The sequence below is a fragment of the Mycobacterium sp. 852002-51163_SCH5372311 genome (assembly GCF_001667115.1).
Classification (GTDB): Bacteria; Actinomycetota; Actinomycetes; order Mycobacteriales; family Mycobacteriaceae; genus Mycobacterium.
Map to the genome: position 1 here is coordinate 61,962 of NZ_LZIJ01000078.1, position 15,940 is coordinate 77,901.

General features: G+C 64.6%; 16 protein-coding genes and 1 tRNA gene. 5 read left to right on the forward strand and 12 right to left on the reverse strand.

Annotation, left to right across the window (positions count from 1 at the left end; all coding sequences use genetic code 11):
* Window positions 1-3: 3 nt before the first annotated feature.
* The 4 genes from A5791_RS09455 to fabG form a co-directional block, all read right to left on the reverse strand.
* The gene (locus A5791_RS09455) at window positions 4-1,197 is read right to left on the reverse strand and encodes an acyl-CoA dehydrogenase family protein (RefSeq protein ID WP_067234435.1); all 1,194 of its coding nucleotides are present in this window, start codon (window positions 1,195-1,197) and stop codon (window positions 4-6) included.
* 18 nt (window positions 1,198-1,215) lie between these two features.
* Complete coding sequence (locus A5791_RS09460; RefSeq protein WP_067234439.1) at window positions 1,216-2,406, reverse strand: CoA transferase; 1,191 nt, start codon at window positions 2,404-2,406, stop codon at window positions 1,216-1,218.
* Between the two features lie 2 nt (window positions 2,407-2,408).
* Window positions 2,409-3,620, reverse strand: a complete 1,212-nt coding sequence (locus A5791_RS09465; protein ID WP_067234443.1) for an acetyl-CoA C-acetyltransferase — start codon at window positions 3,618-3,620, stop codon at window positions 2,409-2,411.
* Window positions 3,621-3,700: 80 nt separating this feature from the next.
* On the reverse strand, window positions 3,701-4,450 hold the full coding sequence (fabG, locus tag A5791_RS09470; protein ID WP_067234761.1) for a 3-oxoacyl-ACP reductase FabG: 750 nt from the start codon (window positions 4,448-4,450) through the stop codon (window positions 3,701-3,703).
* 102 nt (window positions 4,451-4,552) lie between these two features.
* Here fabG and A5791_RS09475 point away from each other — a divergent pair, with 102 nt between their 5' ends.
* The gene (locus A5791_RS09475; protein ID WP_067234447.1) at window positions 4,553-5,728 is read left to right on the forward strand and encodes an acyl-CoA dehydrogenase family protein; all 1,176 of its coding nucleotides are present in this window, start codon (window positions 4,553-4,555) and stop codon (window positions 5,726-5,728) included.
* 44 nt (window positions 5,729-5,772) lie between these two features.
* Window positions 5,773-9,093 (forward strand): LuxR C-terminal-related transcriptional regulator, encoded by a 3,321-nt coding sequence (locus tag A5791_RS09480; protein ID WP_197504641.1) that lies wholly within the window; start codon window positions 5,773-5,775, stop codon window positions 9,091-9,093.
* 2 nt (window positions 9,094-9,095) lie between these two features.
* Here A5791_RS09480 and A5791_RS09485 read toward each other — a convergent pair whose 3' ends face one another.
* Window positions 9,096-10,145 carry a phosphotransferase family protein gene (locus A5791_RS09485; RefSeq protein ID WP_067234452.1) on the reverse strand — a complete coding sequence of 350 codons (1,050 nt, stop codon included), beginning with the start codon at window positions 10,143-10,145 and terminating at the stop codon, window positions 9,096-9,098.
* 87 nt (window positions 10,146-10,232) lie between these two features.
* The gene (locus A5791_RS09490) at window positions 10,233-10,574 is read right to left on the reverse strand and encodes a hypothetical protein (protein WP_067234455.1); all 342 of its coding nucleotides are present in this window, start codon (window positions 10,572-10,574) and stop codon (window positions 10,233-10,235) included.
* 736 nt (window positions 10,575-11,310) lie between these two features.
* Between A5791_RS09490 and A5791_RS09495 the strand changes: the two genes are divergently transcribed.
* Window positions 11,311-11,667 (forward strand): helix-turn-helix domain-containing protein, encoded by a 357-nt coding sequence (locus A5791_RS09495; RefSeq protein WP_067234459.1) that lies wholly within the window; start codon window positions 11,311-11,313, stop codon window positions 11,665-11,667.
* A 34-nt stretch (window positions 11,668-11,701) separates the two neighbouring features.
* Here the strand turns inward: A5791_RS09495 and A5791_RS09500 are convergent.
* Window positions 11,702-11,785 (reverse strand) — tRNA-Leu (locus tag A5791_RS09500).
* 63 nt (window positions 11,786-11,848) lie between these two features.
* On the opposite strand from A5791_RS09500, the gene A5791_RS09505 reads away from it, so the two are divergent.
* Together A5791_RS09505 and A5791_RS09510 are read left to right on the forward strand one after the other, a co-directional pair.
* Entirely contained in the window at window positions 11,849-12,241 is a 393-nt protein-coding gene (locus A5791_RS09505; protein ID WP_067234463.1) for a hypothetical protein, read from the forward strand.
* Complete coding sequence (locus tag A5791_RS09510; protein WP_067234467.1) at window positions 12,238-12,588, forward strand: DUF3817 domain-containing protein; 351 nt, start codon at window positions 12,238-12,240, stop codon at window positions 12,586-12,588. Before A5791_RS09505 ends, A5791_RS09510 begins: the two co-directional genes overlap by 4 nt.
* A gap of 145 nt (window positions 12,589-12,733) precedes the next feature.
* On the opposite strand, the gene rdgB is transcribed toward A5791_RS09510, so the two are convergent.
* The 5 genes from rdgB to A5791_RS09535 form a co-directional block, all read right to left on the reverse strand.
* Window positions 12,734-13,348: an RdgB/HAM1 family non-canonical purine NTP pyrophosphatase gene (gene rdgB / locus A5791_RS09515; protein WP_067234470.1), complete on the reverse strand. Its 615-nt coding sequence runs from the start codon at window positions 13,346-13,348 to the stop codon at window positions 12,734-12,736.
* Entirely contained in the window at window positions 13,345-14,124 is a 780-nt protein-coding gene (gene rph / locus A5791_RS09520; protein WP_067234474.1) for a ribonuclease PH, read from the reverse strand. Before rph ends, rdgB begins: the two co-directional genes overlap by 4 nt.
* Window positions 14,125-14,188: 64 nt before the next feature.
* Window positions 14,189-14,599, reverse strand: coding sequence for a VOC family protein (locus tag A5791_RS09525; RefSeq protein WP_067234479.1), 411 nt, complete (start codon window positions 14,597-14,599; stop codon window positions 14,189-14,191).
* Between the two features lie 4 nt (window positions 14,600-14,603).
* Window positions 14,604-15,053: a helix-turn-helix transcriptional regulator gene (locus A5791_RS09530; protein ID WP_067234483.1), complete on the reverse strand. Its 450-nt coding sequence runs from the start codon at window positions 15,051-15,053 to the stop codon at window positions 14,604-14,606.
* Between the two features lie 47 nt (window positions 15,054-15,100).
* Complete coding sequence (locus A5791_RS09535) at window positions 15,101-15,877, reverse strand: cyclic nucleotide-degrading phosphodiesterase (RefSeq protein ID WP_067234486.1); 777 nt, start codon at window positions 15,875-15,877, stop codon at window positions 15,101-15,103.
* Window positions 15,878-15,940 lie beyond the last annotated feature (63 nt).

Genomic DNA, 15,940 nt, shown 5'->3' on the forward strand with positions numbered 1-15,940 from the left:
GCGTCACACCCGGTACTCGGCGAGCAGCCGCTTGCTGATGATGGACTTCTGGATCTCGCTGGTTCCTTCGCCGATAAGCAGGAACGGCGCGTCGCGCATCAGCCGCTCGATCTCGTACTCCTTGGAATAGCCATAACCCCCGTGAATCCGGAAGCTCTGCTGGGTGACCTCCGAACAGTACTCACTGGCAAGGTATTTGGCCATGCCGGCGGCCAGATCGTTGCGCTGCCCGGAGTCCTTCAAACGTGCCGCGTTGACCATCATCAGATGCGCCGCTTCGACTTTGGTGGCCATCTCGGCCAACTGGAACGCGATGGCCTGGTGCTCGGCGATCGGCTTGCCGAAAGTGTGACGCTGTTGGGCATAGCGCACCGCGAGCTCGAAAGCGCGAATGCCGATACCACAAGCCCTGGCCGACACGTTGACCCGCCCGACCTCGATGCCATCCATCATCTGAAAGAAGCCCTGACCCGGAGCGCCGCCCAGGATGTCGTCGGCGCTTGCCCGGAAGCCGTCGAAGATGAGTTCGGTGGTGTCGATGCCCTTGTAGCCCAGCTTGTCTATCTTGCCGGGGATCAGCAATCCCGGCGCCACCTCGCCGAACCCCGTCGGCTTCTCGATGAGGAACGCGGTGAGGTTGCGGTGCGGTTTGTCTGCGCCTTCGTCGGTGCGTACCAGGACGGCCACCAACGTCGAACTGCCGCCGTTGGTCAGCCACATCTTCTGGCCGTTGATGGTGTACGTGTCGTCGGAGTTGCGCTGTGCGCGGGTGCGGATCGCGGCGACGTCGGAACCCAGCTCCGGCTCCGACATCGAAAACGCCCCGCGACATTCGCCGGTCGCCATTCGCGGCAGCAACCGCTGCTTCTGGTCATCGGTGCCATGCTGGCGCACCATGTACGCCACGATGAAATGGGTATTGATCACTCCGGAGATGCTCATCCAGCCGCGGGCCAACTCTTCGACACATAGCGCGTAGGTCAGCAGCGACTCACCCAGCCCCCCGTACTCCTGCGGGATCATCAGTCCAAAAAGGCCCATGTCCCGCATCTGGTCCACGATGTCCTGCGGGTAGGTGTCGTGCCGTTCGAGTTCCGGGGCGTTGGGAATGATCTCCTTGTCGACGAATTGCCTTACCGTCGTGATGATCTCGGTCTGGAAGTCGGTCAGGCCGAGCGTCTGGGCAAGTCTGGTCATGTCCTGTCCTTTTCCGGCTCAACAGGCGATCGTTTTCGCGCTCGTCAAGCGCGCGATATCGGTATCCGTCAATCCCAGGCGTTCGGTGAGCACGTCGGCCGTGTCTTGGCCCAGGGCCGGTGCGGGCGTGCCGGCGGGGTGAACACCGTCGAAGGCGGTCGGCATACCGGGCGCCAGATACTCGCCGATGCCCGGTTGGTTCAGCCGGGAGAAGAGTGGATTCTCGGTTACCCGCGGGTCTTCCACGACCTGAGCGAAGGTGCGGTACCGCTCGAAGAGCACGGTGGTCTTTGCCAATGTCGCGCTGATCTCTTGCGCCGTGTGCTCGGCGAACCAGGTCGCGAACAACGCGGAGAGCACGTCGCGGTACCGGTAGCGGTCGCCTTCGGCGCCGAAGTCTACGCCCAGCGCCTCGGCGAGCGCCGCTACCGCTTCCCCGGTTCCGGTCGCGTCGACCAGGTCCCGAAAGTGCCTGCCGGTCAACGTGACGACCATAAATGCGATCCCGTCGCGACTGGTGAAGTCCTGGCCATACTGGCCGTAGATGGAGTTTCCCAGCCGTTCGCGTTGCGTGCCGTTTACTTGCGGCTCGGTCAACAGGCCCAGGTTTCCCGCCGTGGCAAGTGCGACGTCCTCGAGGGCCAGGCTGACGCGCGCACCTACCCCAGTCTGATCGCGGCGGCGGACCGCGGCGAGTAGGGCCAGCGCCGCATACAGGCCGCAACACACGTCCCACGCCGGGAGGACGTGGTTGATCGGACCGGCATGCGTCGCCGGTCCGGTGACCAAGGGGTATCCGATGCCCGCGTTGACGGTGTAATCGACACCGGTAGAACCGTCGCCGCGGCCCAGCAGCTGGACGTGGATGACGTCGGAACGCTTGACGGCCAGTGACTCATGGCTCAGCCACGACAGTCCGGCGGTGTTGGTGACGACGATTCCGTCGCCCTCGAGGATCAGCCGCTGCACCAGCTCCTGACCCTCGGGCGAGCGCAGATTGATGGTGGCCGAACGCTTTCCCTTGTTCAGGCCGGTCCAGTAGATCGATGTGCCGGTTGCCGACAGCGGCCATCGCTCTACATCGGAGGCACCCCCGATCGGGTCGATGCGGATCACGTGCGCGCCGAGTTGGCTGAGCGTCATTCCGCACAGTGGTGCGGCGACGAAGCTGGATACCTCGACAACGGTGATGCCGGCCAGCGGTTTCATTGCTATGCGACCCGTTCGAAAACCGCGGCGAGACCTTGCCCGCCGCCGATGCACATCGTTTCCAACCCGTACCGCGCCTGGCGGCGATCGAGTTCGCGGGCCAACGTCGCCAGCATTCTGCCGCCCGTCGCGCCCACCGGATGACCCAGCGATATCCCCGAGCCGTGGACGTTGGTCCGGTCGTGGTCGGCAGCGCCGAATTTCCATTCCCGCATCACCGCAAGCGCTTGAGCGGCAAAGGCTTCGTTGAGTTCGATGAGGTCGATGTCGCTCAGTTGCAGTCCGGCCTTGGCAAGCGCAACCTCGGTGGCGGGCACCGGGCCGATGCCCATGATGTCGGGTGCCACGCCCGCCGATCCCCAGGACACCAGCCGGACCAGCGGCGTCAACCCGTATTCGTCGGCCTTCTCCGGTGTGGTCACCACGCACATCGACGCCGCGTCGTTCTGCCCGCTGGCGTTGCCGGCGGTCACTGTCGCTTCCGGATCCTGTTCCAGCAGAACTGGTTTGAGCTTGCTTAGCGACTCCACTGACGTGTCTGCGCGTGGATGCTCGTCGGTGTCGACGAGTTCCTCACCATGCTTGGTACGCACCGCCACCGGAACAATCTCCTGTGCCAGGATGCCGTCCTTTTGGGCGGCCACCGCACGCTGGTGCGAGCGGACTGCGAGCTCGTCTTGCTCCTGTCGTGAAATGCCGTACTGGCGGCGCAAGTTCTCGGCCGTCTCCAGCATGCCGCCCGGCACCGGGTAATTGCGACCGCCGGCCGTGGTCCGTCCCCGCGCCAGCCCGTCGTGTATGCGGACGCCGGAACGAGCACCGCCCCAACGCATGTCGGTCGAGTAGAACGCGACATTGCTCATGCTTTCGCAACCGCCGGCGATCACCAGGTGGTTGTCGCCGTTGCCCACCTGCAGACACGCTTGGATCACCGACTGCAGACCCGATCCGCAGCGGCGGTCCACCTGCATACCGGGTACCGTCACCGGCAGACCTGCATCCAGCGCGACCACGCGTCCGATCGCCGGTGCCTCACTGCTCGGATAGCAGTGCCCGAGAATCACGTCCTGCACCGCATCCGGTGCCAGGCCGGTCCGTTCCAGGAGGCCACGCAGAGCGGCGACACCGAGGTCGACGGCGCTCTGCGACTTGAGCATTCCGCCGTACCGGCCGATCGGTGTGCGCACGGGTTCACATATCACGGCTTCACGCATAGGGGCTCCTGTTTATGGGCGAGCAGACGCAAAAGCACCCCAATTCGGGCGGAATTGGGTGCTTTTGCGTCTGCTCGCGCTTATATGTGACGACCACCGGTGACATCCATGACGGTGCCGGTCATGTAAGAAGACAGGTCCGACGCCAAAAATAAAGCGACACTGGCCACCTCGCTGGGCTCACCCGCCCGGCCCATCGGCACCTCGGCCACTTTGGAGTCCCAAATGCGTTGCGGCATGGCTTCTGTCATCGCAGAACGGATCAGACCGGGCGCAATCGCATTAACCCGCACACCCAGGTAGGCAAGCTCCTTGGCGGCGGCTTTTGTCATGCCGACAATTCCAGCTTTGGCCGCCGAATAGTTGGTCTGACCGACCATGCCGACCTTGCCCGACACCGAAGACATGTTCACGATCGCGCCGCGCTTCTGTTCTCGCATGATCGCGGCGGCCAGCCGGGTGCCGTTCCACGTCCCCTTCAGGTGCACGTCGATGACCTGGTCGAACTGCTCTTCGGTCATCTTGCGCATCGTCGCGTCGCGGGTGATCCCGGCGTTGTTGACCATGATGTCCAGGCCGCCGAAACGCTCGATCGCAGTCTTGATCAGAGCATCGACCTCGTCGGCTTTGGTGACATCGCAACGCACAGCGACCGCGACTTCGGCACCGCCCAATTGCTTGGCGGCGATCTCGGTCGCCTCGAGATTCACGTCTCCGAGCACCACGCGCGCGCCTTCGGCAATAAACCGTTCTGCGATGGCATAGCCCAGTCCTTGCGCCCCACCGGTGACCACCGCAGTCTGACCGCTCAACAGTGATTTCTGGGACATCTGGATACGTACCCTTCCTCGCGACAGCACCGTCAAATCGAAGATCATATTTCATATAGGATCCGTGGCGGCAACCGCCTGCCGAAGAGGAAGCTCCGCAAAATGACCACTGCCGAAACAGGCCCCGAAATCACTGATGAAGACTTCCAGCAGATCCTCGCCCAAACCCGTCACTTCGTCCGAGACGTCGTAGTCCCGCGCGAGCAGGAGATTCTGGCCGACGACCAGGTGCCCGACGACCTGCGCGACCACGCCAAGCAGATGGGCTTGTTCGGCTACGCAATTCCACAGCAGTGGGGCGGCCTCGGCCTGAACCTCATGCAGGACGTCGAGCTCGCGATGGAGCTGGGTTACACCTCGCTGGCGCTGCGATCGATGTTCGGCACCAACAACGGCATCGCCGGTCAGGTTCTCGTCGGGTTCGGCACCGACGAGCAGAAGGGTCGGTGGCTGGAACGCATCGCATCCGGCGACGTCGTCGCGTCCTTCGCGCTGACCGAGCCCGGCGCCGGGTCGAACCCAGCCGGCTTGCGCACCAAAGCCATTCGCGACGACCATGATTGGCTTATCTCCGGGCAGAAGCGCTTTATCACCAACGCGCCCGTCGCCGGCTTGTTCGTGGTCTTCGCCCGCACCCGGCCCGCCGACGACAAAGGCCCCGGCATCGCGGTCTTCCTGGTGCCTGCGGACGCCGCGGGCGTCGCGGTAGCCGCCAAGGACGCCAAGATGGGCCAGGAGGGCGCCTGGACCGCCGACGTCAGCTTCGACGACGTCCGGGTGGGCGACGACGCGCTCGTCGGAGGCAGCGAAGACATCGGTTACCGAGCGGCGATGACGGCGTTGGCGCGCGGCCGGATCCACATCGCCGCGATCGCGGTGGGCGCCGCCCAGCGCGCGCTCGACGAGTCGGTGTCCTATGCCGCCACCGCGACCCAGGGCGGAGCGCCGATCGGGAGCTTCCAGCTGGTGCAGGCCATGCTCGCTGACCAGCAAACCGGCGTATTGGCCGGGCGCGCGCTGGTCCGCGACGTCGCGCGGAAGTGGGTCAGCGGCGAAGATCGCCGAATCGCGCCGTCGGCGGCCAAGCTGTTCTGCACCGAGATGGCCGGCAAGGTGGCAGACCTCGCGGTGCAGATCCACGGCGGAAGCGGATACATGCGCGGGGTTCCCGTCGAGCGCATCTATCGCGACGTTCGCCTGCTGCGGCTGTACGAGGGCACCAGCGAGATACAGCGTCTGATCATCGGCTCGAACCTGATCAAAGCGGCGCAAAGGTGAGATATACGCGCAAGCGCCGATGTTTTGCGGCGTGTAAGCGCCGCATGCTGGCTAACATGAACGAAGTCGACCGACGGGCCTTGGACTGGAGCGACGCGGCGATGAACGAGCCCCTGCCAACCGGGACCGTGACGTTGCTGTTGGCCGACGTTCAAGGTTCGACGCAGCTGTGGAACTCGCAGCCCGCGGAGATGACCGCGGCGATCGCGACCCTGGATCGATCGTTGGTGGAGTTGGTCAGCGCGCACCATGGCGTCCGGCCGGTCGAGCAGGGTGAAGGCGACAGCTTCGTCATCGCGTTCAGCCGGGCCTCCGACGCGGTGGCGTGTGCTCTTGCGTTGCAGCGAGCGCCGTTGGCGCCGTTGCGCTTGCGGATTGGGCTGCACACCGGTGAAGTTCAGTTGCGCGATGAAAACAACTACATTGGACCGGCGATCAATCGAACCGCACGCCTACGCGAGCTCGCCCACGGCAGCCAGACGGTTCTTTCCGGCACTACCAGCGATCTGGTCGCGGACACGCTGCCCGATGAAGCATGGCTGACCGACCTCGGCACCCATCGCCTGCGGGATCTGCCCCGCCCGGAACGCGTTGTGCAGCTGTGCCATTCGGATCTGTGCAACGATTTCCCGCCCCTGCGGCTGCACGTAAACCCGGAAGCGTCTGCCGCCCAACATCTTCCGGCGCAGCTCACCAGCTTCGTGGGCCGCGACGCGGAGAAGGCGGAGGTGCGCGATCTGCTAGCTGACCACCGGCTGGTGACGCTGACCGGAGCGGGCGGCGTGGGCAAGACCCGCCTGGCGGTGCAGGTCGCGGCAGCGGTCGCCGAAAAGTACTCGGACGGAGCGTGGTACGTCGATCTGGCTCCGATCGTCGATCCCGAGCTGGTCGCGGTGACCATGGCCCGGTCGCTCGGTCTGCCGGATCAGCCGGGACGCTCTCCCGAGAAGGCCTTGCTGCAATTCGTCGGCGCGCGGCAGATGCTGGTGGTGCTGGACAACTGCGAGCATCTGCTGGACGCCAGCGCCGAGATGACCGCAGCGCTGTTGGGCGGCTGTCCCCGGTTGACGCTGCTGGCGACCAGCCGCGAACCGATTGGAGTGGCGGGCGAGGTTACATGGCGGGTGCCGTCGCTGTCGCTGGCCGGCGACGCGGTGCGTCTGTTCGGAGACCGTGCCGGTCACGCCCGGCCCGGCTTCACCATCGACGATGACAACGCGGCCGCGGTAGACGAGATCTGCCGGCGTCTCGACGGGATGCCGCTGGCCATCGAGCTGGCGGCGGCGCGGGTGCGGGCGTTGTCGCCGCAGGAGATTCTCGCGGGCCTGCAGGACCGGTTCCGATTGTTGACCGGTGGGTCACGGACCGCGGTGCGCCGTCAGCAGACACTGCAAGCTTCGGTGGACTGGTCGCATGCGTTGCTGACGGAACCCGAGCGTGTGCTGTTTCGGCGACTTGCCGTGTTCGCCGGCGGATTCGATCTGAAAGCCTGCCAAACGGTGGTCTGCGACGAGGACTTAGCGCGCCACCAGGTGCTGGACCTACTTGCCCTGCTCGTCGACAAATCGTTGGTCGTAGCTGAAACAACCGGCGGCTCAACACGATACCGTCTGCTGGAGACGATTCGACAGTATGCGCAGGAGAAACTCGGTGAGTCACCTGAGGCCGCGGCCCTGCGGAACCGGCACCGTGACTACTACACCGCGATGGCAGCAGCACTGGAAACGCCGGCGACCCGCGACATGGAGCGTCTGCTCGATCAGGCAGAGACCGAAATCGACAATCTGCGTGCTGCCTTTGCGTGGAGCCGAGAAAACCACGACACCGACAATGCATTGCGGCTCGCCGCTTCGCTGCGGCTGTGGCTGACGCGAGGCCTCCTCAAGGAAGGATCGGACTGGCTCGACCTCGCTCTGGCCGACGCCGAAAGCGGAGGCGCGTATGTGACGCCGGCAGCGCTGGCGCAGGCATTGGCCGACAAGGCATTCGTGGACAATATGCGCTCACCGGAAAGCTTGCCGCGAGCGCAACGTTCGTTGGCCATTGCCCGCGAACTGGACGATCCCGCACTGCTGGCGCGGACTCTCACTGCCTGCGGCCGGGCCGCCGCCTGGAACGCCGAACTGGCCCGACCCTACCTATCGGAAGCAGCCGACTTGGCCCGGTTGTCAGGCGACCGGTGGCGGCTGAGCCAGGTTCTCTACTGCCAGGCATACTCAGCCACGGTCGCCGCCGGCGACTTCGACACCACAGTGGCGGCTGGAACGCAGGGCCGCGACCTCGCCGAGCAGATCGGTGACCGGTTGTTCGAGTGGGGATGTCGGTGGTGTCTGAATCTAGTGCAGTGGGTATTCGGGGACCTCGCCAGAGCCGAGACCCTGCATCGTGAATTGATGACTGAAGTGGACGCCGCTCATTCTCTGATCTGGCACGTGAGCACACGAAACACCCTGTGCCTGGTGCTGGCCCACAGCGGGCAGGCAGACGCGGGACGCATGCTTGCCCTCGAGGCGCTCGGCGGTGCCGCTGAAATCGGCCAATACATGGAAGGCACGGTGTATGCGGCGTTGGCTTTCGCGGAGCTGGCAGGTGGCGACGTCGACGCGGCCTTCAATGCCAGCGAGACGGTGCGCGAACGGTTGGCCGACATCGGGCGCATGCTGTCCACCACCTCGACCAAGCCCGCGGCGCAAGTCGCCCTCGCCCGTGGTGATCTGACGTCAGCACGTCGCCTCGCGGATGAGGACGTGGCCGCCGCGACGGGCTGGTTCACGGTCCAGGCTCAGCTGACCCGGTCGCGAGTGGCTCTGGCGCAGAACGAGATCGGGCAAGCAGAACGCGACGCGCATGAAGCGCTGACACGCGCTGCCGAGATCGGGGCGCACCTCTTTGTCCCGGACCTACTGGAGATTCTCGGCGGTCTGGCCGGTGACGCAGGGAACCACTTGGAGGCGGCACGGTTATTCGGAGCCGCGCAGTCAGTTCGCGAGAGCACTGGCGTAGTCCGATTCAAGGTCTACGACGCCGACTATGAGGATTCAGTCGCCAGTGTTCGTAATACATTGGGAGAACTTGAATTTGAGACTGCATGGAACGCGGGCGTGGCCCTGTCCACCGACGAGGCAATCGCCTACGCGCAACGTGGCCGCGGTGAACGCAAACGGCCGCCCACCGGCTGGGACTCGTTGACGCCCACCGAACTCGACGTCGTCCACCTGGTCAGCGAGGGACTCAGCAACAAAGACATTGGCGGTCGGCTGTTCATCTCCCCGCGCACCGTGCAGACCCATCTCACCCACGTTTACGCAAAACTAGGTCTGACCTCGCGCATGCAGTTGGTGCACGAAGCGGCCCGCCACGTTTAACCTCAGCCGATCAGCTCCAGCGTGCCCAGATCGCGGATCGCCTGACAGCCTCGGCTCAGCATGGTCAGCACCATGTCGTCACCACGCTCGGTGGCGGCGGCGAAGGCGAACCCCAGCGCCGAGATGAGGACGGTCTGCGGCATTCCGAGTCGGTAATCGCGCCAACAAGTTTCACGATCGTATCCGGTAACGCCGTAGCCGATCAGCGCTTGATGATAGGCATCGACGAGGTCTTCTTCGATCGTCAGGCGCAGTTTCGAGTTCAGGCTGGTCGCGGTGAAGTAGGCCAGGTCCCGCGCAGGCAGGCCGGTACCAAGCGTCTGCCAGTCCACCACGGCGACGCGGGTGCGTTCGGGGTCGAACAGCAGGTTGTCCAGACGATAGTCACCATGCAGCAAGGCGAACCTGTCCGGCGCGGCAAGCAGCCATGGCGTCACCAAACCCATTGCTGTAGCGAAAGTCTCGCGGTCTTCCGCGCTCATTCGATCGCCGAGCTTCTCCAGCGTGATATCGGCGCTCATCTTCGCCACCTCCCCGAGACCGCCGGCCGCAGCCTCGTCCGGGCGGGGAAACGCGAGACCTGGCAGGTCCAGCCAGAAGGGGTCGCACCAGCTGGGACCGTGCAACCCGGCCAATGCCGTCACGGCCAGCCGCGCCTCCTGCTCGCCGCAGCCCGCGATCTGATCTCCCTGTACGGCGGGCGCCTGGTCGGCCAGCAGCAGTGCGAATTCGGATGCGTCCTCGCTGATCTGGCAGTAATAGCACTGCGGCGTCGGCACCTGGACGCGGTCCGCCGCTGTGCTGTAGAACGCGCATTCGCTGCGATACCCGATCACGACGCGGTCGCGCACCGTGTCGTCCTGAGCCGGCAGCTTGATCACGAAGGTCTGCGGCAGCTCACCCGGGTACCCGGCATATCTGGCTGACACGCGGTACGTCGCCCCGGTCTGCCCGGTACCGATGGCGACGACGTCGACCTCCGACACGTCGACCCCGAGTGCCGCCGACAGCCACCCAGGCGTGACATCGGTGGGGTGTCGGGGGATTGCCATCGTCGTGGACAACGTAGCCTCCCAGCCTCAATAAATCGGACAACCAGGTCCGACTGACTGGTCAACTGTAAGGCATACGGCAACCGCTTACTGCTTGGCGTCGCAGTTGAATCCCGCCGGGAAGTCACCACACAGCGGCCGGTTCACGTCGACCCAGCCCTGGTTCGTGCAAATCGTATAAGTTCCGTCGTCACGGGGGCCGATAGTCGCCAAGCGGGCGCATTCCCCATGCGGCTTCAGTGGCGCGTCGACGTGAACCCAGCCTGCTCCGGTACACAACGAATAGCCCGCGGCATCCGGGACGACCGTGCCCACTGAGCTTCTTTCGCAGGGTCCCGACGGCGTCGCACCTGCCAATGGCGGGACGGCGAAGGCCGCCGCGATGAACAACGGCGCGAGTGCGGCGGTTCTCAGCGCGATCCTCGGCATGCTTTTCCCTCTTCTGCAGCAAACAGTCATTTGCTGTTGAAAGTACTTCGTCAGCAGAGGTCGCGTCATTACATCGGTGCGGGCGGTAGTTGGTCGACGTCTCGGGCCGCATTTTGAGCCCTACGCCTTCAGACGTCATTGAGTCGGCCTGATGTGATGACATCGCCCGGACTAACTGGAGCTGAAATTGTCGCTCAACCGTTACGCAGATGTTGCGGCGACGACCGCGTGGGTACCGGTTGCGTCTGTTTGTGACTGTCATCATTGCACCCATGCTGTTTGAGATCGCGAGATTTCTTGTGGTTATGCGGAATCGAGCACGCGGAATTCGTCGGCGCCCGTAAGCATTCGAGCGCGCTGGCCTCGACCAATTGCACCGCACGACCTTTCGACACACCTGCGCCCCGCTACGGCGCGAGTGCAGGTTCGACCCACTTCAGCTCCCTGATGCTGGGGCTTACGCCTGCCTCTAGCTGAGTAAGCGATGATTTGGATTGCGCGGATCGCTTATGCCACTTCACATATGACGTTCATTTCTGTGGGCGAAATCTCGCCATAGCCGCAGGCTCGTCTGCAGAAATCTGGGCACCCGGTACCTCATAACCGACACCCCTCGGCGCGTCGCGTGGTGGGCACGATTCCGGCCTGATACGGTGCTGTGCGATGCGCTATTGTGCGGGCAATTTCAGCACCCGGTTGAAGTAATTTCCCGCGCACGGTTTCTGGGGGTGACGCCATGGATACGGCAGCCTTGTTTCTCGTCGTTGTATTTGTCGTTTCGATTCTCATTCTCGCGGGGATCGTGTTCGCGGTAAAGGCGGCCGAGTCGAGGGCCGCCGCAAAGGCCCGGGCTGCAGCAGCTGAAAAAGGGCTCAAGCAGTTCCTGTACACCAAGCAGCAGGCAGCAACAGCGCTGGGCATGTCGACAGGGCATCTCAAAGAGTTGACGCGCTACGGGAAGATCACGGCGGTAAAAGACGGGCGGAGGATGAAGTTCACGTCCGCGGACCTGGAAGCGTATGTGGCTACCCTGCCCTCTTGGGGTGCTCCCCCGGCGGCTGAGCCCCGCGCGCGGCGAGCTGAGGCTGCTTAACGCGCGACCCTGACCGCGGTCTCGGTGGCATCGGTGCGGGCGGAGGGACTCGAACCCTCAAGCTCTTACGAGCAATGGCACCTAAAGCCATCATGTTTGCCAATTTCATCACGCCCGCCAGCGTTGCCGATCGTACCGCTCGCCTCACCGGCCTAACTCCCCCAGGCGGTACCGTCGTGGGGTGTCCACTGAGGCTCACCCGAAACGCCGTCGCCGCCCCGCGCTGATCATTCTGGTGATCGTCGCGGCCTGCGGCTGCCTGGCCCTGGGCTGGTGGCAGTGGACCCGGTTCCAATCGGCCGGAGGCACCTTCCAGAACCTGGGTTACGCGCTGCAGTGGCCCCTGTTCGCGTGGTTCTGCGTCTACGCTTACCGCAAGTTTGTGCGCTACGAAGAGGTAGTTCCGGAGCCGCGGAAGCATGATGCGATAACCGAGATACCCGCCGGCCTGCTACCCGAACGTCCAAAACCGACGCAGCAGCCGATCGACGATCCCGCACTCCGGGAATACAACGCCTACTTGGCCGAGCTCGCCAAACACGACGCCGACAAACAGAACAGGACCACCGCATGACCACACCCGAGACACCCGATGCGCAGGCTTCCGCTTTCCCCGCCGAAAAGATCCGCACTGCGCTGCTCGGCTACCGGATCATGGCGTGGACGACGGGTATCTGGCTGATCGCGCTGTGCTACGAGATCGTCTCGCACCTGGTCTTCCACCACGAGATCCGGTGGATCGAGATCGTCCACGGCTGGGTGTATTTCGCCTATGTACTCGCCGCCTTCAACCTTGCGATCAAGGTCCGATGGCCGATTGGCAAGACGATCGGCGTGCTGCTGGCCGGCACCATCCCGCTGCTGGGCATCATCGTCGAGCACTTCCAAACCCGGAACGTCAAGGCGCGCTTCGGACTGTAAGTTCCTGACGGCTCCCACCGACGGCAACACGACTCGGAGCGATAACTTCAGTTGGGAGACAACGGTTTTGGCTACGGCATAGCTGTCGCGCGTAGCCGGACAAACCGACATCCACCTCTGCCAGGGGCCAGTGTGACGGATGTGATTACGGCCCGGAAGAGCCGGCCAACGCCCGCAGCGCCGGCACCAACTGCGCCAGTGCCCGACCCCGATGCGAGATAGCGTCCTTCTCCGACGGAGTCAGCTGCGCCGCCGTGCAGTCGTATCCGTCCGGGATGAACACCGGGTCATAACCGAACCCGCCGTCACCGCGAGCCTGCCGGGCAATCGTGCCCGGCCACTCTCCGCGCACAACTACTTCGCCGGACGCCCACACCAGCGCGCAGGCCGAGACAAACGCCGCACCGCGACGCGCGTCGGGCACATCGCGCAACTGCGCCAACAGCAGTGAAGTGTTGCCAGAGTCGTCACCGTGACGACCCGACCAGCGCGCCGACAGCACGCCCGGCATGCCGTTCAAAGCGGCCACCTCCAAACCGGAGTCGTCGGCCACCGTCGCCAAACCCGTCGCGGCAAATGCATCACGTGCCTTGGCCAGCGCGTTGTCCTCGAAGGTGGCACCCGTTTCCGGCGCCTCGTCGAACGGCGGCACGTCGCGCAGCGATACCAGCGTCAACCCCACCAATCCCGCGCCGTCGAGCACCCGCCGCAACTCGGCCAGTTTCTTGACGTTGCGGCTGGCGACCAGTAGCCGGGTCAGGTCCCGAACGCCTTCGGCGGTGGCGGTCCCTCCGGGAGCACGCCCGGGTAAGGCTGCTCCAGCGCCTCGCGCTGTGCGGCGAACAGCTTGTCGCAGGCGCCCAGCGCCATGTCGAGCATCTTGTCCAAAGTCGACCGCGGAAACGTCGCGCCTTCACCAGTCCCCTGGACCTCCACCAAGGTCCCGGTGTCGGTGGCGACGACGTTCATGTCGACCTCGGCGCGCGCGTCCTCCTCGTAGGGCAGGTCGACGCGAATCCGGCCGTCGACCACACCGACGCTGACTGCCGCGATGGCGCACGACAGCGGCCTGGGATCCGAGAGCTTGCCGAACGCCGAAAGGTAGGTCACCGCGTCGGCCAATGCCACGTAGGCGCCGGTAATCGCCGCGGTGCGGGTGCCACCGTCAGCCTGCAGCACGTCGCAGTCGACGGCGATGGTGTTCTCCCCCAGCGCCGCCAGGTCGATGCACGCCCGCAACGATCGCCCGACCAGTCGGCTGATCTCCTGGGTTCGCCCGCTGACCCGGCCTTTCACTGATTCCCGGTCAGAGCGGGTGTGCGTGGCCGACGGCAACATCGCATACTCCGCGGTTAGCCACCCCAACCCCGAGCCCTTGCGCCAGCGCGGCACGCCCTCGGTGACGCTGGCGGTGCACATGACCTTGGTGTGGCCAAACTCGATCAGTACTGAACCCGCCGGATGGTCGGTGAAGCCACGGGTGATGGCCACGGGACGAAGTTCGTCGTCAAGCCGCCCGTCTTCTCGTTTGGACACGACGACAACCCTAGCTCGCCGACGATGAGTGACGAAGGCAGAAGGGACAGTCGCATACGGTAAATCAGCGCAACTCCTGGATCCGAACCATGTTGCCGGCGGGATCGCGCAGTGCACAGTCACGAACGCCGTACGGCTGCTCGGTCGGTTCCTGAACCACGTCAGCCGATCCGGCCTGCAGTTGCTCGAAGGTCCCATCGAGATCTTTGGTCGCCAGGAGGAGCGTCCCGAAGGTGCCCTTGGCCATCATCTCGGCGATGGTGCGGCGCTCGTCGTCGGTGATACCGGGGGTGGCAGTGGGAGGGTACAGAACGATGGAGGTGTCGGGCTGATCGGGAGGGCCAATCGTGACCCAGCGCATCTTGCCTTGCCCGACGTCGAGCCGGACCTCAAAGCCCAAGACGTCGCGGTAGAACGTCAGGGACTCTTCCGGGTCTTCGTGCGGGAGGAAGCTCGAGTGAATGGTGATGTCCATGGCATCACGCTAAGTGCAGCTTGCCGCCCAACGCTTCTCGATTCCTGATCGGTCGGGTCACCTGCTTCTCCACGCAAGCCGGCAGCCCCGCCGCAACGCCGGCTGTCTGTTCTCGATACGTGCTGGGCGGCACGCCGACCAACTCGGTGAATCGGGTGCTGAAGGTCCCCAGCGATGAACAACCGACGGCGAAACATACTTCGGTGACGGACAGATCGCCGCGACGCAACAACGCCATCGCACGCTCGATCCGTCGGGTCATCAGGTATGAGTAAGGCGACTCGCCGTAGGCCAGTTTGAATTGCCGACTGAGGTGCCCTGCCGACATGTTCACGCCCCGCGCCAGCGCCTCGACATTCAGCGGTTGCGCGTAGTCCCGGTCCATCCGGTCGCGGACTCGGCGCAGCATCTTGAGGTCGCGCAGGCGCAGAGCCTCGTGGGGTGTGCTGCTCATTTACCCGATGGTGTCACGTCGCGCGGCGAAGTTACGTGACGCCTCGTTCAAATACGAGGGACGTCAAAAGTCTCGCCGCACACCACCGCATGCACCGGACCATCGAATTCGGCCTTGGCCTCGCTGATCACGTCCTCGCGCGAAGTCCACGGCGGGATGTGCGTCAACAGCAGCTCGCCGACACCTGCCTCCGCCGCGGCCCGGCCCGCTTCGGTACCCGACAGATGCAGCGCGGGCGGCCGCTCGCTCGGCGCATGCGTCCAGGAGGCTTCACAAAGGAAAACGTCTGCGCCACGCGCTAATTCGACGATCTGCTGGCAGGCGCCGGTGTCGCCGCTGTAGACCAGCGAGGCACCGCTGGGATCGGTGATCCGCAATCCGTACGACTCGGTCGGGTGAGCCACCACCCGCGGCATGACGGTCAGCGCGCCCAGCGTCACCGCTTCGCCGTCCACCCAGTGGTGAATCTCGAAGATGTCCGAGCAATCGTCGATCTCCCCGCCGTAGGGTGACGACGCCGCCCCCAGCCGCGACCAGGTGTCGCTCGGGCCGTACAACAGCGCCTTGCCGGCCGGCTTGGACGGGTGGTAGCGACGCCACACGAACAGACCCGGCATATCCAGGCAGTGGTCGGCGTGCAGGTGGGACAACAGCACGTGCACCGAACCGGGATCTATGTACCGCTGCAGCGCGCCGAGCACACCCCCGCCGAAGTCGAGGACAAAGGGCGGAGTGTCCGGTGCCCTAACCAGATAGCCCGACGCAGGCGAATCCGGACCGACAACGCTACCCGAGCAGCCCAGCACGGTTATTCGCACGGACACTACTGTGCCATGCCCGATACCGGGATGGAGAAAAGCTTGCCCATTCGGTGGTCAGAATCTCTT